A 16,957-nucleotide genomic window follows, 5' to 3' on the forward strand; every position below is an offset into this window, starting at 1 on the left:
GGCGGCGATCACCTTACGAAGTCTTTACCGTATAGTGCGCGGTTCCGTCCTGGGCGATTCGATCATGATCCGCAAAAACGATGTCGTTGAACCGGCGGGCCCCGAACAGGCGCTCGCGTCCCACCTGCAACTGATTTCGGCGACCGCCGCGCCCGATACGCAGCGCGACCGGGCCGCGGCGGGCATGCTGCTGCTCTGGCTGGCCGACGACGTCGCGAATCACGTGAACCGCGCGTTGCAGGCGCACGACATCACCGAAAGCAAGCTCCACGTGCTGATGCTGTTCTCGCTGGCGGAACGCCGGCTGATCCAGTCCGGCACGATCACGCCGTCGGTCATCGCGGAAACCTTCGACATCACCCGCTCGTCGGCGACCGGGCTTCTCGACTGGCTCGAAGCGCGCGCGCTGCTAGCGCGCGGCGCCTGCCCGGGCGATCGCCGCAGCCTCGAACTCGTGTTGACGGACACGGGCCGCGCGCTGCTGGACGACGCGCTGCCGACCTTCTGGCGCGCATGCGCAAGCGTCGCCTCGGCACTCGACGAGCAGGATTGCGCCGACCTGCATCGGCTGCTGTCGAAGGCTTGGCGCGCGCTCGAGCACCAGCGCCGCTGAGCCGACGGCGTTACGCGCGAGGCAGCAGTGCGGTCGCTTCGATCTCGACTCTCAACCCGTAGTGCAGCGCCCCCGTCGGCACGATCGCCCGCGCGGGGCGGGCCGCGCCGGCCCAGTCCGCGTAGAGCGCATTGAAGCCGGGCCAGTCGGCGACGTCGGCAAGATAGACGCGCACCTGCACCAGATCCCCGATGCCGCAGCCCGCCGCGCGCAATGCGCGCTCGAGATTGAACAGAACCTGCCGCGCCTGCGCATCGAACGGCGCATCGACGAGCTTCTCTCCGGCTTCGGTGATCGGCAACTGGCCCGACACGAATGCGAAGCCGTTCGCGATCGCGACATGGCTGTAGTGGCCGCCGGGCGATGCGAGGCCGTCGACGGACGGATGCGTGATGGCGGGATGCGGGGTGTTACCAGCCATGAAAACGACTCCAGACGGTGACGCTGCCGTCGCCGGCGAGCGCGTGGTATTCGGGAAACTGGGCGCCTGTCGCGCACGCGTGATTCGGCAAAATGCGCAGCCGGCTCCCCAGCGGAAAACGGTCGGCGATATCGGCGCAGCGAGCGCCGTCCGCGAGCGACACGATGCCGTGCTCCTGGTTGGCCGAGCTGACCGCGAACGCATCGAGCGGCGTGCCGTCGAGCGCGCAGGGCAGGCCGTAGCCGTAGTCGTGCCGCTGGCGCGAGGTGCCGCGATCGCGGCTCATCGCCATCCAGCCGGCGTCGACGATCGCCCAACCCTTGTCCGGCTGATGGCCGATCACGGTCGCGACGACGCTCAGCGCCAGTTCGTCGAGCGTACATACGCCGACGTTGTGCATCACCAGATCGAAGAACGCATAGACGCCCGCGCGTACCTCGGTCACGCCGTCGAGCGCTTGCGCGGACAGCGCGGTCGGCGTCGAGCCGACGCTGACTTCCGGGCAGGCGATGCCCAGCGCGCGCAGCCGCTCGGCTGCGCGCACGCAGCCGGCCCGTTCCTGTTCGGCGAGCGCCGCGAGCGCGGCGGGGGTGTCGAGGTCGTAGCTCGATCCCGCGTGCGTCATCACGCCGCCGACCCGCGCGCCGTCCGCGCTCAGCAGGCGGCCCACCTCGAGCAGCGCGTCCTGGTCGGGCAGCAGGCCGCAGCGATGGCCGTCGGTGTCGATCTCGATCCATACGTCGAAGGTTTCGTCGTGCGCGCGGCCGAACGCGGCGAGCGCGGCGGCGGCCTCCACGTTGTCGACGACGAGTTTCAGCGCGCAGCCCCGCCGCCTCAGCGCGAGCGCCCGGTCGAGCTTGGCCGGGGCGATGCCGACCGCGTACAGGATGTCGGCGACGCCCGCCGCGAAGAACGCTTCCGCTTCCTTCAGCGTCGACACCGTGATGCCGCGCGCGCCGGCCGCAAGCTGCGCGTGCGCGACCTCGACGCATTTGGCGGTTTTGGCGTGCGGGCGGAAGGCGACGCCGAGCGCGTCCATGCGCGTCTGCATCCGCCGGATGTTGCGATCCAGGCGCGCGCGGTCGATGACGGCGGCGGGGGTGTCGAGGGTGGCGAGCGTGTCTGGCATGGTGTGAGTCCCGGAGGTCGTGCGTTCAGGCAGGATGGTGGCCGGATGGGGCGGCGAGACCGAAGCGGCTGGCCCAGGGCGCGAGCGCGTCGAGCGTGGCGGATTCGTATTCGGGCGGCACGCTGCCGCTCACGGCGGCGAGTCCGGCGCGATTGTGCCAATAGGTGCGCAGGCCGACGGTGGCGGTGCCGAACAAGTCGTAGCTCGATCCGGCGACGAAGGCCGCGTCCGCCGCCGTGACGCCGAGCGCATCGAGCGCCATCCGGTAGGGGCGCGGGTCCGGTTTGTAGACGCCGGCCTCCTCGGCCGTGACGACGACGTCCCAGTCGATCGGCAGCCGCGCGGCCGCTTCGCGGCCCAGCCGTACCGAGCAGTTGGTGACCACCGCGAGCCGGCAATGCGGCCGCAGCCGGCGCAGCGCATCGAGCGCACCGCTCCACGGCTCGAGCCCCGCCCAGCCTTCGGCCAGTGCGCGCGGCGCCGAGGCGGGCAGCCCGCTTTGTTCCGCCGCGAGCGCGACGAGCTGCTCGTAGTCGACATAGACGCCGCAGCCGTAGGTCAGCCGCAGGTATTCGGCGCGCCAGCGCATGCCGGCGTCGGGGGAGCCGGCGGCGGCCTGCCACAACGACCACGAATCGAGCAGCGCGGTCAGCAGGTCGAACAGGACGGCTTTCGGATAGGCGGGGGAATCGGCGGAGGGGGGCATGGGTCGGGGCGTCTGCGAGGGATGGCGATGCCGCCGATTATAGGAGCGTCCGGGGCGCGGTAGATTCAGTTTGGCTAACTCTCAGATTCCTTCAAACTGAATCTTGTCGGCCCGCGTCAGCGCCGCCACGGCGGCAGCGGCTTGAAGCGAGCCTGCAGGTCGCGCAGGAAATGCCGGACCCGCGCCGGCAGCCCGGTGCGATGGTGGGTGAGGGCGATCACGTCGGCATCCGGTGTTTTCCACGCCGGCAACAGGCGCACGAGCGCCCGTTGCGCGAGCAGGTCGGCGACGTCCCACTCCGAACGCAGGATGACGCCCAGGCCGTCGCAGGCCCATTGGCGGATCACGTCGCCGTCGTTGCAGCTCAGCGCGCCGGCCACCCTGACGCTGCGCGTCGTCCGGCCTTTGCGGAAATGCCACAGCGACGCATCCTCGAGGTTCTCGCGCAGCACGATGCAGGGCAGCTTCGCGAGATCGTCGGGCGACGCGGGTTCGCCGTGCCGCCGCACGAGCGACGGGGCGGCGCAGACGATGCGCGTGTTGGGGGCGATCGCGTAGCCGACGAGGTTGGAGGCGCGCAATTCGCCGATGTGGACGACCAGGTCGTAGCGGTCGGCGGCTTCGGTCAGCGGCTCGTCGGACAGCGTGAGCGCGACGTCGACCTGCGGGTTGGCCGCCTGGAAGTCGGCGACGGCGGGGGCGATGTAGCGGCGCCCGAAGCCGAGCGGCGCATTGATCTTCAGCGAACCGACCAGCCCGCTGCCGCGCACCCGGACGTCGTCGACCAGCGCATCGAACTGCTGGACCAGCACCGCGCCGCGCTGGCACAGCAGCGCGCCTTCCTCGGTGAAGTGCAGCCGCCGCGCGGTGCGGTTGACGAGCCGCGCGCCGAGTGTTTTCTCGAGTTGCTGCAGCCGCTGCGTGACGGCGGACGGCGACACGCCCAGCTTGCGGGCGGCGGCCACGAGACTGCCGCTGTCGCGAATGGCAAGCAGGAAGCGGATGTCGGCGGAATCGGTCATGACGGGGTCGGTGCGGACGAATGGGCGGGAGCGGGCGGTCGCTCGGAGATCTCCGATCCGTGAATATAACGGGCGATGCGGAGTTCGGGCGATCGGCGGAGGCGCGCAGGCGGTGAATTGCGCGGATAGAACGCGCCGCCGGTCGGGCGTTCGAGGCGCGCGGTGTCAGACCGCGCGCATCCGTGCGGCGACCAGGACGGAAACCAGGCAGCCGAGCGCCAGATAGCCGGCCACGAGATGCCACGATCCGCCCGCGACGCTCACCAGCGCGACCGCGATGAACGGCGTGAAGCCGCCGCCCACGACGCTCGCGAACTGGTAGCCGACGCCCGCGCCGCTGTAGCGGTATTCGGCGCCGAACAGCTCCGTGAACAAAGGCTGCTGCACGCTCACCACCATGTCGTGCGCGAAGTTCGCGAGCATCACCGAGCAGATCACGATCCACACGGTCGAGCGCGCTTCGAGCGCGATGAAGAAGGGCACGGCGCAGGCGACGCCGATCAGCGCGCCGATGAGGTAGATGCGGCGCAGTCCGAAACGGTCGGCCAGCCACGCGAAGCAGGGAATCGTCACGCAGCTGATCGCGCCGACCAGCAGGCCGATGTTGAGGAACAGGTCGCGCGACAGGCCGAGGTTCGCGGTCGAATAGCTGAGCGCGAACGCGGTGACGATATACATCGTGAACAGCTCGGCGAGGCGCAGCGCGATGATGAACAGGAAGGCCTTCGGATGGCGGGTCAGCGCTTCGAGCACCGGCAGCTTCAGTGTGCGGCGGCCGTGCTCGACCTGATCGACGAATTCCCGCGACTCGTCCATGCTGGCGCGCACCCACAGCCCCACCAGCACCAGCACGATGCTGAATACGAACGGCAGGCGCCAGCCCCACGCCCTGAACGCTTCGTCGCCGAGGAGGTGGCTCAGCAGCGACACGATGCCCGTCGCGAGCACGAGACCGACTCCATACCCGACTTGCACGCCGCTGCTGTAGAACGCCTTGCGTCCGCGCGGCGCGCTTTCGACCGCCATCAGCGCCGCGCCGCCCCATTCGCCGCCGACCGCGAAGCCCTGGACCGCGCGCATCAGCACCAGCAGCACGGGCGCCCACCAGCCGATCGACGCGAAGGTCGGCAGCAGTCCGATCGCGACGGTCGAGATGCCCATCAGCATCACGGTCAGCACCAGCATCCGCTTGCGGCCGAGGCGGTCGCCGTAATGGCCGAACACGACGCCGCCGAGCGGTCGAAACAAGAAGCCGACACCGAAGGTCGCGAACGCGGCGAGGGTGCCCATCGTCGGGCTCACCTTCGGGAAGAACTCGGCGTTGAAGACGAGGGCGGCGACGATGCCGTAAAGCAGGAAGTCGTACCAGTCGACCACGGCGCCGACGAAGCTGCCGAGGGCCGCCTTGCGCGCCTGGCGCTTCGCGTGGGACGCGCGCGCGGTGTCGAGGGTGTCGAATGCTGGGGTCATGCCGGTGTCTCCTGTCGCGCCTGGGCGCGGCGCCTGTTCGCCTCGTTGCGCATCGGTCTGCCTGCCGGGCGGCGTGCGCCGCCCGGCTTTCGCGACGCTGTAAGCGGGCGGGGTGGAAGGTGAACGGAGCATAGGGACACGGCCGCGTCCGGACAATAGCGGCGCCTGAAATTTGCGCGATTGTCGTTCCACGGCGTGCGATTCTCGAACGATTTTCGGATTAGCACCAAGCCGCGGTTCGACCGTTCCGGGTCCGCGGCCGGGATGGGGAAATGAACGGTCCGGTTACAACCGCGGGCGGCAACGCCGGTATCGCCGCTATCGCCGCGCGAGGTCGCCCGCCACACTTGCCCTGCCGCGTATCACGCAAGCGTGATACCGAGCGGGATGCGTGTCGCTCACAGGTCTGTCGGACGCCACGTCCCGAGCCCGGATAGCGGCCCGGGCGCCGCTCGATCCCACGCGGCCGGATTCCGTCAACGCGGCGCCGGCATCGCGAGCGCCGCGCGTACTTTCCTGCCGAAACCCGCGAGCCGGCCGACCGGCTCGTTCGCGAACACGAAGCGGATATAGCCGTCGCCGTGCCGCCGGCCCCAGCCGGTCATCGCCGTCGCGCAAACATCCTGTTCGAGCAGCCGCGCCGACATCTGCTCGCCGCTCAAGCCGAATTCGGACACGCGCAGCAGCATCGACCAGCCGCCCGCGGGCAGGCCGAACGGCAAATCGCCCAGTTCCGAGGCCATCGCGTCGCGTCGCCGCTGCAACTCCGCGACGTATTCCGGGAGGCTGACCGCCGAGCGCTCGAGCGCGACGGCCGCCGCCGCCTGCGCGATGCCCACCGGCACGACCACGTTCGCGAGCGACACCGCGATCAAGTCGGGCATGAAGGCATCCGGCGCGACGATCCAGCCGACCCGCCAACCGATCATCCGCAACTCCTTCGACGCCGCTCCCACCGTGATCGTGCGCTCGGCCATGCCGGGCAGCCGGGCGGGGTGGACCGCCCGGCGCCTGTCGAACAGCAGGCGCTCCATCGCGCTGTCGACGATCAGCAGCAGATCGTGCCGGACGCACAGCGCGGAGACGAACTGCCAGTCCGCTTCGTCGAGCACGGCGCCGGAGGGCATCGACGGAGACATCAGCAGCATCGCGCGAGTCTTTTCGCCGCACGCGGCCGCCATCGCGGCACGATCGAGCCGCCATTCGGCGCCCGCCTCGAAACCGAACGGAACCTGCACCGGCGTGCCGCCCGCCAGTCGCACCCGGTTGAGGAGCCCCGCGTAGGTCGGGTCCGTCAGAATCACTTCGTCGCCGACCTCGATCACGGCCAGCAGCGTATTCAGGATGCCGGACAGGCCGCCCGCGGACACGATCACGTTGTCGGCCCGCCAGTCGACGCCCGTTTGCGCGCTGACGTGCGCCGCGACCGTGGCGCGCAGGCGATCCTGGCCGACGAACGGCAGATAGGAGTTCGCCGCGTCTTCGCCTGCGGCGGCCCGGGTCCGGGCCAGCGCCTCGGCGTCCGGCGGGATGTCGGTGTCCAGGTTTTCCAGCCGCAGCACGTCCCGGCCGGAACGATCGGCGATCGAACCCATGCGGTCGACGCCGATGCCGGCGATGTGCTGCAGACGAGCGGGACGGACATGGCGCATCGGGGCCTCCCCATCTGATATGATCGATAATAGATAATCTATAAAAATGCTTGTCGAAATGAATGTCGATGTCAAGGATGACCGCTCGGTCGCGTCGCATATCGCCCAGTCGTTGGCTGCGCGCATCGTCTCGGGCGACATCGCCCCGGGCGAGCGGCTCAAGCAGGATGAACTGGCCGATGCGTTCGGCACGAGCCACGTGCCGGTCCGCGAGGCGTTTCGCCGGCTCGAGGCGCAGGGGCTGGTGATCTCGGAGCCGCGGCGCGGCGTCCGCGTCGCGCCGCTCGACGTGCATGCCGTCGAGGAGGTGGCCCGCATGCGGGCGGTTCTCGAACCGCTCGCCCTGCGTCATGCGATGCCGCGTTTCACCGAAGACGACCTGGCGCTCGCCGCGTCATGGTTGTCGATCGAGGCGCCGCCGGACGACGTGGCGGCGCTGGAACGCGCCAATCGCGGCTTTCATGAGGCGCTGACGACGCCGTGCGGGATGCCGCGTCTCGTCGCCACGCTGGCCGATCTGCATCAGGCAAGTGCGCGCCATCTGTTCACGACCTGGAAGTGGCTGGGCTGGCGCGCGCGCTCCGACGGCGAGCACGAGGCGATACTCGACGCCGTCCGCGCGGAGCGCGTCGACGATGCTTGCGAACGCCTGGCCGCGCATATCGCCGCCGCCGGACATGCGCTCGCCGATGCGTTGCTGCGCAACGACCCGCGCGGGTGAGCGTGCCGGTGTTTGGGAGAAGCGGCTGCGAGCGGCTCAGCAGGCCATGTGAACGAGCGGAAACGGCCGGCCTGCCGAGTCCGTGGCGGAGCGGCCCACATCCTTGAAGCCGTAGCGGCGATAGAACGCGTGCGCCTGGGGATTCTGTTCGTTGACGTCGACGGTGAGATGCGGATGCCGTTCCCTGGCGAAATCGAGCAGGCGCGTCCCGACCCCCTGGCCGAACCGGTCGGGATCGACAAACAGCATCTCGATCTGCGCGCCATCCATGCCGATGAAACCGGCGATGTGTCCGTCGTCGGCCTGATGGACCCAGACCGAGACGGCCGGCAGATAGATATCCCTGACCTGCGGATAGAGCGACGCGATGTCCTGCTCGCTGAGGAAGGCATGCGTTGCCCGCACGGAACGGTGCCAGATTTCAACCAGCACGGGATTGTCCGAGGAGACTCGACTTCGGATGGTCATGGTGAATCGGCGCGAGGGGGGATGTCGCGCCATTTTACCGAGAGGAAAAACAGGCAGGCGGCTAGGGAAGGGCTGCGCGTCGCGTCGGGTTGCCGCCGGGATCGGCGGTGTCGGGCGCAACAGCGAACGATGTTCGTCCGGCGTCCGGCAGCACGACGCAGCGGCTCGCGGGGCCGGCCGCGCGCAACCGCGCGTCGGGTCCGCGATGGGCAACCGCTCGCGGGCCGAATCAGAAAACCGCGCCCAGCCCGCCCGGACCCACCGTATAGTGGATCGTGCCCGGTTGCTGCTGCGAGGGCGCCGAAGCGCACGTGTTTTTGCCCATGGGGGACAGGCACGGGTCGGGGCGTCCATTGCCAAGCGCATTGGCGATCGCGTTGTTCTTGGCAATTTCCTTGGCCGAGAATTTTCTGGTCGCCTCGTTCCGCGCGTCCATGATGGCGTGCATTTTCTTCGACCAGATACGGGCTCTTGCTTGATCGTGAGTGGCGATGATCTGCTGGCCCTCCGGCAGCATCTTTTCTATTTCGAGATCGTATCCGATCACTTCCGGCGGCAACTGATGCGCGCGCACCGACGCCCGGTCGCTTTCGATCATCCTGGCCCAGTCGGCGCTCGATAACGTGCCGTCCGACGACGGCGCCCGGCTTTGTACCGGAGGCGCCATGCACCCGGCAAGGACCGTTGTCACGACGAGCCCGAGACACGCCTTATTCGCTATTGCGTTCATGGTTTTCTCCTGTTCCTGGGCAGTCGTTTCGCGCGTCGTCGCGACATGCCTGCAGCACGGCATTCGCCGTCCCCGGTTCGCGCCGCGCCGAGGACGTGCGTCGGCGGCGCCTAGTTGACCTTCAGCTGACCGCCGCGGCCGAGGCCGCCCTTGACGTCCTGCGCCTTGTAGCTGCGCAGCGACACGACCATCTTGTTCCAGGCGTCGATGAACGCGACCACGGTGGCCTTGCCTTCCGGTGTCGCGGAGAAGCCGCTCAGGCCGCCGCCCACGCCGCCGCCGAAACCGGACAGCGCCGCGCCGAAGTTGGTGGCCGTCGAGCTGCCCTCGGCGGCGGCGATCTGGACCGCCGAGCGCACGTCGAACAGCGTGAGCGTCACGACCGACGATTTCGTCTGCAGACTGCCCGCGACGCGCGCGACCGCTGCGCCGCCGATCAGGCCGCCGATCATGCTGCCGATTCCGCCGACGGGCGAATCGTTGATGACGATCTGCGGTTCCATGTAGTAATCGGCCGCGACCCGCTGGCCCTTCTGCTGCTTCGAGCCCGCGCGATACTCGCCGGAGTTGCGCTGCAGGTCGGTGATGTGCGACAGGCGCGCATCGGATTTCTGGTTGCCGATCGACGTGATCACGAAGCAGTTGGACTGCTGGACCGCGAGGCGCAGCAGCGGATCGATGCTGGTCACCTTGGTGGCGCTGCCGAACGGGCCGAACCAGTCGGCATTGCGGCCGTCGTCCACCGCGATGGTGCCGAGCGGGGTGGTGCAGCGTTGCAGCGTGTCGTCGGCGCCCGCGCTGGTCGCGCCTGCCGCCGCGCCCGTCACGCCCGCATTTTGGCCGCCGGGCGTCACCATGCCGCCGCATGCGGTCAGCGAACCGACCAGCGCGACCGTGAGCGCGCCCTTGATACCCGTGTATTTCGAAATGGAATTCATGATGATTGTCCGCGCGTTAAGATTTTCAATAGACGGCTTATTTATCTCGGCGCTTGATAAGCGTCCGACACCCTGCACGCGGGGATGGTCTCCTCGGCTGCGTGCCCGTGTTCCTTCAACACCTGCTCAATACCAGTACCAGGATTGCTGGCGCCAATAGCCCTGGTACGGATAGCCCGAGTACCAGTACCCGTAGTACAGGTTGCGCATCTCGGTGCGCCATTTGTAGTCGTCCGCGTCGGCCTGCTTGGCGGCGGTGGCCTGGGCCAGCAGCTTCTTCGATTCCTTGTCGCCGCGGCCGGCCGCGATCGACAGCCATTTCTCGGCTTCGCGCGGATCGGCGCCCATCTCCTCGAGGCCGAACAGATAGAAGGTGCCCAGCGCCTTCTGCGCCTGGAGATCGCCGCCTTCCGCCGCCTTGCGCATCCACACGAGCGCTTGATAGCTGTCCTGGCGCACGCCGTCGCCGCGGAAATAGCGCAGGCCCAGGTCGTAGGCGGCGCGGGGTTCGGTCTCGGCGCTGGCTTTCAGCGCGGCGATGCGCGGATCGACGGGCCGCTCGGGCGTACTGTCCGCGGCCTCGTAGGCCGCCTGGTTCTTGGGGCGCTCGGCGCAGCCGCGGTCGTCGCAGATTCGGACGGTCGGGCTGGAGGAAGGGTTTTGGGCGCAGGCGGCCAGAGCCAGAACGATGCACGGCGCGAGAAAGCGATACTTCATGTCGGTCCTCAATACCCTGTTGTCCGGTTGAATGCATGTGCGTGTCCCGCGCGGCGGCCGGATCCACCCTGTAATCCGGTCCCCCGGATGGCGGAGGAGGCCGTCCGCGTCCCGATCGGGACGGCCTGTTTCCAGATCCGGGTCGCGACAGGCGGCTCGCCGGACTGGATCTGCCGAGGCATCGCCGGCAAGTTAGGACTCAGATGCATTTTTCAGACGCGTATTTCAATGGGGTTGTGTTTTCTATTCGATTCTTGTTGTCTGCCGAAATCAAACGTTCCCGCTCTGAGAAAGGCTCGAGTGGATTAAATGGCTGTCTAACTACGCACCCAATCGAATGGTGCCTCTTTTGCCTGATTTGATGGAATCGGGCGTGTGTGGAACCGGATAATAAAATCACTTGGCGTCATGCAGGGTATCCTTCCGTCCAGATTTGGTGACTATCCGTCTAGCGAGGCTGGCTGCGAGGCAAATCATCTCATTTGGAGAGAGGAAATTATGGCGCGGGAATCCTGGCTTCTAGTGGGCTTGCACCACTTGTCCTTTTTTCATAGGATTCTTGGCGAGGTGTTTTCATCGGCAAGATGAGCGCGAAATTTTGATGGCGCGAAGATTTCTTGCATGTAGAGATAGCCTATTTGTCTGATGTATGGCTGGAAACAACCCGCTTGACCAGTCGGGTATCAAACAAAATTAAGTGAAATCGAATGGGCGGTTACTCGCATGGAAAACGCCCGTGCAATGGGATTCTCAAGCGCGTTGTTCAATTTGCACTCATATTCCTGTCACCTTGAACCTGTGTTTGATGTGTAAGAGTGAAGGCCGATACTGATGCGGGCTATTTTTATCGGTTAATCTTCGCGAGAGTGAAGCAGGGGATTTCTCAAATGAAAAGCGTGACGACACACATCACGCGCGATAAAGGAAACAACGTCGGCCGGTTTGTTGGCATAGCCAATCAGCGGGAATCAATCGCATGCTGACCGGGCAGGCTGGGGTGCCGTCAATGGACGAGATATCGAATCAGGACACGGTTCGGCCGGGGGTGGCCGAACACGCGCGGAGAGACCACGGAGACGCTTCACGCTCGATCGGCATGCCGGTCGAGGCGGGCGGAATCGACCACGCTCCCGGGGCAAACGACGGCGGATGGGGCGATGCGCGCGAGCGCATCGCGGCGGAGCTGCGAGCGTCGTGCGCCGGCGCTCCGGCGGCGCACGGGCCGCCGCCTGCCGCGACGACGGAGTTGCAGACACCGACGGCCGCGAGCGCGCTGCTGTTCGACTACCTGTGCTCGCTGCGCAAGCATCTGCCGCACCTGAGCGCGGCGGAAACGCCGCACGTGATTCAGGCGACGAACAGTCTGATGAAAGCCGGACTGAAGCCGCAGCAGGATGCTCGCGACGAAGGGCAGACCGCCATCAACGCGATGCTGTTCCACCGCGTCCAGCGCTATATCGACAGCCACCTGTCGAGCCCGGAGCTGACGCCCGAGCGGATCTGCAAGGAGGTCGGTATCTCGCGCTCGAAGCTGTATCAGCTCTTCGAACCGTCGGGCGGCGTGATGCGTGTCGTTCAGCGGCAGCGGCTCAAGCGTATTCGCGACATCCTGTCCGATCCGTCTCGTCCGAAGATGCGGATTGCCGAGATCGCCTGGTGCCACGGTTTCGTCAGCGAAAAACATTTCAGCCGGGTGTACAAGGCGGAGTTCGGCCATACGCCGCGCGACACCGTGGCGCATGCGCGCCAGGCGGGCGCTGCCGGCTGATCCGGCGGCGCGCCTGTCGTTGCCGGCCGGCGGGACGAAACCAGCATCGGCGCGCGAGCCGGGCGGCCCTGGCGGGACGAACCTGATCGGTCCCGCCGGGACCGGTGCCGTCCATGCCATAAATCTTTAACCATCCGCCGTGACAATGGCGCCCGTGCTCATCGCTTCGCTGCATGCCGGATTCGATGTTGCACACGTGTGCAATCCGGACGCGAGCTGTCGTCCCACCAGAGAGAGACCGCATGAAACTGTCACGCCGCCTGCGCGCCCTGTCCGCCGCCGTCGCCCTGTCCGTCACGACCCTGAGCGCCGGCGCGGCGGATCTCGTGATCGCCGGGCGCGACGACATCTACGGCCGGGGGCTGGCCGAGGCCGTCGCCGGTTTCACCAAGCTGCACCCGGGCGCCGAGATCGAGCTGCTGAAGCTGCCCAACGCGAATCTGTACCAGAAGCTGAAGTTGTCGATGCGCGAGGGTACGGCCGCGTACGACCTGATCATGATGGACGACACCTGGTCGCCCGAATTCATCGGTAACGGCTGGCTGAAACCGTTGCCCGATGCGCTCGCGGACGCGGACATGGTTCCGTCGACGGTCGCGCTGGGCCGCGCCGCGACAGGCGGACTGTATGCGCTGCCGATCGTCGGCAACGTCGAGATGTTCGCGTACCGGAAGGATCTGCTCGCGAAGTACAAGCTGCAGCCGCCGCGCAACTGGGACGACGTGCTGAAGATCGCGCAGACCGTCGGCGGCGCGGACAAGAGCCTGTCCGGCGTGGTATTTCGCGGCACCAAGGGCAATCCGGTGGTGACGGGCTTCCTGCCGATCCTCTGGGCATACGGCGGCGACGTGCTCGACCGCAACGGCAAGGTGTCGATCGACTCGCCCGAGGCGCAGGCGGCGCTGAAGACGTTCCTCGCGCTGAAGGCGTCGGCGCCGAAGGATGTCGACGTGTATGGCGCGGCGGAAGTGCGCGATGCGCTGCAGCGCGGCACCGCGGCGCAGTCGATCGAGGTCTGGCCCGCGTGGATTCCGGCGCTCGACGATCCGAAGCAGTCGCGGGTGGTCGGCCAGATCGCGTTGCAGGCGCCCCCCGGGCAGGTGAAGGGACCGGCGCCGATGCTCGGCATCTGGCAGATGGCGATTCCGAAGGATGCGCCGCACGAGAAGCTGGCGCAGGATTTCCTGGCTTACCTGACGGCGCGCGATACGCAGACGCGGCTCGCGGCGCTCGGGCTGCCGCCGACGCGCAAGAGCGTCTTCGCCGATCCCGCGCTGGTTCAGCAGTTCCGCTGGTATCCGGATCAGCTGAAGGCGCTCGAAGCGGGCCGCGCCCGGCCGCGCGTGAAGGACTGGCAGCAGCTCGAAAGCATTCTCGGCGATCAACTGCAGCTGGCGCTGACCGGCCAGGCCGCCCCGCAGGCGGCGTTGCGGCAGGCCGCGCAGAAAATGACCCAGGCGCTCGCGGCGGCGGGCAAGTGAGCATCGTCGCGATGCAGCGCGCGACGGAGCCGCGCCGATGAGCGCCGCGCGCCGCTTCCTGCCGCTCGTCGCGCTGACGGGCCCCGCGCTGCTGGTGCTCGGCGTGCTCGCGCTCTATCCGGTCGCGCGGGTACTGATCGACTCGTTCTTCAACGTCGACTACGCGTCGGGCCGCCGCGCGTTCGCGGGCTGGGCCAATTACCGCGCGGTGCTCGGGGACGACGCGTTCGCGGCGAGCTTCGGCAACACGCTGCAGTTCACCGTCGTCGCGTCGATCGTCGAGGTGGCGCTCGGCTTCGGCCTCGCGCTGCTGTTCGTGCGGCGGTTTCCGGGCCGGCGCATCGCGCTGCCGCTCGCGATCCTGCCGATGATGCTGTCGACGCTCGTGTGCTCGGCGATCTGGCGCAACTGGCTCAACTACAGCGGCTTCCTCAACGCGCTGCTCGCGCTGTTCGGCTGGCCGGGCGTGCGCTGGCTGTCCGATCCGCATCTCGCGATCTGGTCGCTGATCCTGGTCGACGTGTGGCAGTGGACGCCGATGGCCTTTCTGATCGTGCTCGCCGGATTGCAGGCGATTCCGCAGGAACTGTACGAGGCGGCGCGCACCGACGGCGCGAGCGAGCGGCAGTGCCTGATGCACATCACCCTGCCGCTCGTGATGCCGCAAATCGTGCTCGCGATGCTGCTGCGCTCGATCGACACCTTCAAGCTGTTCGACAAGGTGTACGCGCTGACGGGCGGCGGGCCGGGCAATGCGACGCAGACGCTGTCGACCTACGTCTACGACACGGGTTTCCGCTTTTTCAATGTCGGGCCGGCCAGCGCGGCGGCGGTGCTGATGCTCGCGGCGTCGGCGGTTCTGGTTTCGGGGTATGTATGGCAGTCGGTCCGGAAGCCGGACAAGTGATGCGCGCCGGCGCGCAGGGCGGATTCGCGCGGCCGTCGCGGCGGGCGGCGGGCGGGGCGGCGATCTGGGCGCTGCGGGCCGGCGCGCTGCTGGTGCTGCTGTTGCCGTGCCTGTGGATGGCGGGCGCGGCGTTCATGCCGACCCTCGAACGGCTCGATCATCCGCTGCGGCTGTGGCCGTCGGCGCCGACCTTCGAGCATTTCGCCGCGGTGTGGGCGAGCGGCATCGGCCGGCAGGCCGCGAATTCGCTCGCCGTGAGCGTCGGGGCGACCGTCGTGTCGCTGGCGCTCGCGTTCCCGGCCGCCTATGCGCTCGTGCGGATGCGCTTTCCCGCGCGTCTCGACCTGCTGTTCCTGATGCTCGTGCTCGCGCTCAAGCTGATGCCGCCGATCACGATCGCCGTGCCGCTGTTCTCGCTCGCGAAATCGCTGCATCTGCTGGATTCGGCGGTCGGGCTGATGCTCGTCTATCAGGTGTACACGCTGCCGATGGCGATCTGGATGCTGCTGTCGTTCGTCCGCGACGTGCCGATCGAGTACGAGGAGGCCGCCTGCCTCGACGGCGCGGGCCTGGCGCGCCGGCTCACGCACATCGTGCTGCCGCTGTGCGCGCCCGGGCTCATCGCGACCGCGATTTTCGTGTTCATCACCGCGTGGAACGAATTCCTGCTGGCGCTGCTGTTCGTGTCGACACCGAGCCGCTTCACGCTGCCGCTCGCGATCGCGGGCTACGTGACGGAAAACGGCATCGACTGGGGCGACCTGATGAGCGCCGGGCTGATCGCGTCGCTGCCGACCCTGGCCGTGGCCGGTTACGTGCAGCGGTACCTGCTGCGGGGCTTTTCCGGCGGGCTGAAATAACCGAACAAAGCCCGGAGCGCGCGATGCTCCAGGCGCGAGAGGCCGCAATACCGTGCCGGGCTGCCGACGCCCGCCTCATAACCATTAGGAGTCCATCTGACATGAACAAGCGCATGATAGCCGTCGCGGCCGCGGGTCTTGCCGCCGCCGCGGCGGCCCAGGCCCAGAGCAGCGTCACGCTGTACGGGGTGCTCGACAACGGCATCGTCTACCAGAACAGCAGCACGTCGCGCGGTTCGACGTCGGGCGGCCATTCGGCCGTGACGATGTCGACCGGCGCGTGGGCGGGCAGTCGCTTCGGGCTGAAGGGCGGCGAGGATCTGGGCGGCGGATCGAAGGCGATCTTCCAGCTCGAATCGGGCGTCAGCACGTCGAACGGCACGTCGCAGTTCGCGGGGGGCATCTTCACGCGGCAGGCTTGGGTCGGCCTGACCCATCCGGCCTACGGTACGCTGACGGCCGGCCGCCAGTACACGGCCTACTACACGCTGCTGTCGCCGTACAGCCCGACGACCTACCTGACGGGCTTCTTCGGCGCGCATCCGGGCGACCTCGACTCGCTCGATACGACGATCCGCGCGAACAATTCGCTCGTGTATACGTCGCCGCAGCGCTACGGTTTCACCGTCAGCGGCTCGTATTCGCTCGGCGGCGTGGCCGGCAGCGTCAACCGCGGTTCGACGTGGAGCGCGGCGATCCAGTATCTGAACGGCCCGCTCGGCATCGCGGCGGGGTTCCAGCGCGTCAACAACTCGACGCTCGGCGGCGGTGCGTGGGGAACCGACTCCACGACCAATTCGGGAGGACAGCCGGGCGTGTCCGCGATCAACAACGGCTACCAGACGGCCCAGGCGCAGCAGCGCATCGCGGTGACGGCGGGCTATCAGTTCGCGTCGGCTTGGGATGTGTCGGCGTCGTACTCGAATGTCCAGTATCTGCCGGGCACGGGGTCGGCGTTCCGCAATACCGCGATCTTCAATACGGCGGGGCTCGTGCTGCACTGGAAGCCGACCGTCACGTGGGATTTCGCCGGCGGCTACAGCTACACGCGCGCCACCCAGTCGAACGGCATCACGAGCGCCGCCCAGTATCACCAGATCTCGCTCACGCAGTTCTACAGCCTGTCGAAGCGCACCGGCCTGTATCTCGGCGAGGCGTATCAGCGCGCGAACGGCAAGACGATCGGCTCGAACGGCGTGCAGATCATCCATGCGACCGCGTCGATCGGCGACGGCTTCAACGGCACGCCGTCGTCCAGCCGCACGCAGTTCGTCGTCGGCGGCGGGATGCTGCACCGCTTCTAAGCGGCGGAACCCCGCTGCGCGGCGTTCGACCGCCTGGACGCCGCGCACCG

At 67.7% G+C, this 16,957-nt stretch carries 17 protein-coding genes; 7 read left to right on the forward strand and 10 right to left on the reverse strand.

Annotation, left to right across the window (positions count from 1 at the left end):
- The first annotated feature begins 64 nt into the window (after positions 1-64).
- Entirely contained in the window at positions 65-613 is a 549-nt protein-coding gene (locus RZR99_RS13410) for a MarR family winged helix-turn-helix transcriptional regulator (protein ID WP_323120260.1), read from the forward strand.
- 10 nt (positions 614-623) lie between these two features.
- Here the strand turns inward: RZR99_RS13410 and RZR99_RS13415 are convergent, their stop codons facing one another.
- The 6 genes from RZR99_RS13415 to RZR99_RS13440 all read right to left on the reverse strand — a co-directional run bounded on the left by RZR99_RS13415 (position 624) and on the right by RZR99_RS13440 (position 7,013).
- A complete protein-coding gene (locus RZR99_RS13415) occupies positions 624-1,034 on the reverse strand; it encodes a RidA family protein (protein ID WP_323120261.1) in 411 nt (136 codons plus the stop codon).
- Positions 1,024-2,163, reverse strand: coding sequence for a DSD1 family PLP-dependent enzyme (locus RZR99_RS13420; RefSeq protein WP_323120262.1), 1,140 nt, complete (start codon positions 2,161-2,163; stop codon positions 1,024-1,026). Before RZR99_RS13420 ends, RZR99_RS13415 begins: the two co-directional genes overlap by 11 nt.
- Positions 2,164-2,188: 25 nt before the next feature.
- Positions 2,189-2,869 (reverse strand): HAD family hydrolase, encoded by a 681-nt coding sequence (locus tag RZR99_RS13425; RefSeq protein ID WP_323120263.1) that lies wholly within the window; start codon positions 2,867-2,869, stop codon positions 2,189-2,191.
- A gap of 116 nt (positions 2,870-2,985) precedes the next feature.
- On the reverse strand, positions 2,986-3,891 hold the full coding sequence (locus tag RZR99_RS13430; RefSeq protein ID WP_323120264.1) for a LysR family transcriptional regulator: 906 nt from the start codon (positions 3,889-3,891) through the stop codon (positions 2,986-2,988).
- 165 nt (positions 3,892-4,056) lie between these two features.
- Entirely contained in the window at positions 4,057-5,361 is a 1,305-nt protein-coding gene (shiA, locus tag RZR99_RS13435; protein ID WP_323120265.1) for a shikimate transporter, read from the reverse strand.
- Positions 5,362-5,837: 476 nt separating this feature from the next.
- Positions 5,838-7,013, reverse strand: a complete 1,176-nt coding sequence (locus tag RZR99_RS13440) for a pyridoxal phosphate-dependent aminotransferase (protein ID WP_323120266.1) — start codon at positions 7,011-7,013, stop codon at positions 5,838-5,840.
- A gap of 58 nt (positions 7,014-7,071) precedes the next feature.
- Between RZR99_RS13440 and RZR99_RS13445 the strand changes: the two genes are divergently transcribed.
- Positions 7,072-7,734 (forward strand): GntR family transcriptional regulator, encoded by a 663-nt coding sequence (locus RZR99_RS13445; RefSeq protein ID WP_323120267.1) that lies wholly within the window; start codon positions 7,072-7,074, stop codon positions 7,732-7,734.
- Between the two features lie 36 nt (positions 7,735-7,770).
- On the opposite strand, the gene RZR99_RS13450 is transcribed toward RZR99_RS13445, so the two are convergent.
- The 4 genes from RZR99_RS13450 to RZR99_RS13465 all read right to left on the reverse strand — a co-directional run bounded on the left by RZR99_RS13450 (position 7,771) and on the right by RZR99_RS13465 (position 10,587).
- Complete coding sequence (locus RZR99_RS13450) at positions 7,771-8,202, reverse strand: acetyltransferase (RefSeq protein WP_323120268.1); 432 nt, start codon at positions 8,200-8,202, stop codon at positions 7,771-7,773.
- A 229-nt stretch (positions 8,203-8,431) separates the two neighbouring features.
- On the reverse strand, positions 8,432-8,932 hold the full coding sequence (locus RZR99_RS13455) for a hypothetical protein (RefSeq protein WP_323120269.1): 501 nt from the start codon (positions 8,930-8,932) through the stop codon (positions 8,432-8,434).
- Positions 8,933-9,042: 110 nt separating this feature from the next.
- On the reverse strand, positions 9,043-9,870 hold the full coding sequence (locus RZR99_RS13460) for a hypothetical protein (protein ID WP_323120270.1): 828 nt from the start codon (positions 9,868-9,870) through the stop codon (positions 9,043-9,045).
- 126 nt (positions 9,871-9,996) lie between these two features.
- Positions 9,997-10,587 (reverse strand): tetratricopeptide repeat protein, encoded by a 591-nt coding sequence (locus RZR99_RS13465; RefSeq protein ID WP_323120271.1) that lies wholly within the window; start codon positions 10,585-10,587, stop codon positions 9,997-9,999.
- Between the two features lie 1,006 nt (positions 10,588-11,593).
- On the opposite strand from RZR99_RS13465, the gene RZR99_RS13470 reads away from it, so the two are divergent.
- The 5 genes from RZR99_RS13470 to RZR99_RS13490 all read left to right on the forward strand — a co-directional run bounded on the left by RZR99_RS13470 (position 11,594) and on the right by RZR99_RS13490 (position 16,907).
- The gene (locus RZR99_RS13470; RefSeq protein WP_323120272.1) at positions 11,594-12,355 is read left to right on the forward strand and encodes a helix-turn-helix domain-containing protein; all 762 of its coding nucleotides are present in this window, start codon (positions 11,594-11,596) and stop codon (positions 12,353-12,355) included.
- 242 nt (positions 12,356-12,597) lie between these two features.
- A complete protein-coding gene (locus RZR99_RS13475) occupies positions 12,598-13,836 on the forward strand; it encodes an ABC transporter substrate-binding protein (protein WP_323120273.1) in 1,239 nt (412 codons plus the stop codon).
- Between the two features lie 37 nt (positions 13,837-13,873).
- Positions 13,874-14,743 (forward strand): carbohydrate ABC transporter permease, encoded by an 870-nt coding sequence (locus RZR99_RS13480; protein WP_323120274.1) that lies wholly within the window; start codon positions 13,874-13,876, stop codon positions 14,741-14,743.
- On the forward strand, positions 14,713-15,603 hold the full coding sequence (locus RZR99_RS13485; protein ID WP_456061826.1) for a carbohydrate ABC transporter permease: 891 nt from the start codon (positions 14,713-14,715) through the stop codon (positions 15,601-15,603). The genes RZR99_RS13480 and RZR99_RS13485 overlap by 31 nt, the downstream gene beginning before the upstream one ends.
- Before the next feature lie 101 nt (positions 15,604-15,704).
- Positions 15,705-16,907: a porin gene (locus tag RZR99_RS13490; protein ID WP_323120275.1), complete on the forward strand. Its 1,203-nt coding sequence runs from the start codon at positions 15,705-15,707 to the stop codon at positions 16,905-16,907.
- The last annotated feature ends 50 nt before the right edge of the window (positions 16,908-16,957 follow it).

It is taken from the genome of Burkholderia alba (assembly GCF_034721475.1).
Taxonomy (GTDB): Bacteria; Pseudomonadota; Gammaproteobacteria; order Burkholderiales; family Burkholderiaceae; genus Burkholderia; species Burkholderia alba.

Coding starts and splice junctions, on each gene's coding strand:
- RZR99_RS13410 (WP_323120260.1), top strand. CDS start 65: ATGATCCGCAAAAACGATGTCGTTGAACCGGCGGGCCCCGAACAGGCG.
- RZR99_RS13415 (WP_323120261.1), bottom strand. CDS start 1,034: ATGGCTGGTAACACCCCGCATCCCGCCATCACGCATCCGTCCGTCGAC.
- RZR99_RS13420 (WP_323120262.1), bottom strand. CDS start 2,163: ATGCCAGACACGCTCGCCACCCTCGACACCCCCGCCGCCGTCATCGAC.
- RZR99_RS13425 (WP_323120263.1), bottom strand. CDS start 2,869: ATGCCCCCCTCCGCCGATTCCCCCGCCTATCCGAAAGCCGTCCTGTTC.
- RZR99_RS13430 (WP_323120264.1), bottom strand. CDS start 3,891: ATGACCGATTCCGCCGACATCCGCTTCCTGCTTGCCATTCGCGACAGC.
- shiA (WP_323120265.1), bottom strand. CDS start 5,361: ATGACCCCAGCATTCGACACCCTCGACACCGCGCGCGCGTCCCACGCG.
- RZR99_RS13440 (WP_323120266.1), bottom strand. CDS start 7,013: ATGCGCCATGTCCGTCCCGCTCGTCTGCAGCACATCGCCGGCATCGGC.
- RZR99_RS13445 (WP_323120267.1), top strand. CDS start 7,072: ATGAATGTCGATGTCAAGGATGACCGCTCGGTCGCGTCGCATATCGCC.
- RZR99_RS13450 (WP_323120268.1), bottom strand. CDS start 8,202: ATGACCATCCGAAGTCGAGTCTCCTCGGACAATCCCGTGCTGGTTGAA.
- RZR99_RS13455 (WP_323120269.1), bottom strand. CDS start 8,932: ATGAACGCAATAGCGAATAAGGCGTGTCTCGGGCTCGTCGTGACAACG.
- RZR99_RS13460 (WP_323120270.1), bottom strand. CDS start 9,870: ATGAATTCCATTTCGAAATACACGGGTATCAAGGGCGCGCTCACGGTC.
- RZR99_RS13465 (WP_323120271.1), bottom strand. CDS start 10,587: ATGAAGTATCGCTTTCTCGCGCCGTGCATCGTTCTGGCTCTGGCCGCC.
- RZR99_RS13470 (WP_323120272.1), top strand. CDS start 11,594: ATGGACGAGATATCGAATCAGGACACGGTTCGGCCGGGGGTGGCCGAA.
- RZR99_RS13475 (WP_323120273.1), top strand. CDS start 12,598: ATGAAACTGTCACGCCGCCTGCGCGCCCTGTCCGCCGCCGTCGCCCTG.
- RZR99_RS13480 (WP_323120274.1), top strand. CDS start 13,874: ATGAGCGCCGCGCGCCGCTTCCTGCCGCTCGTCGCGCTGACGGGCCCC.
- RZR99_RS13485 (WP_456061826.1), top strand. CDS start 14,713: ATGGCAGTCGGTCCGGAAGCCGGACAAGTGATGCGCGCCGGCGCGCAG.
- RZR99_RS13490 (WP_323120275.1), top strand. CDS start 15,705: ATGAACAAGCGCATGATAGCCGTCGCGGCCGCGGGTCTTGCCGCCGCC.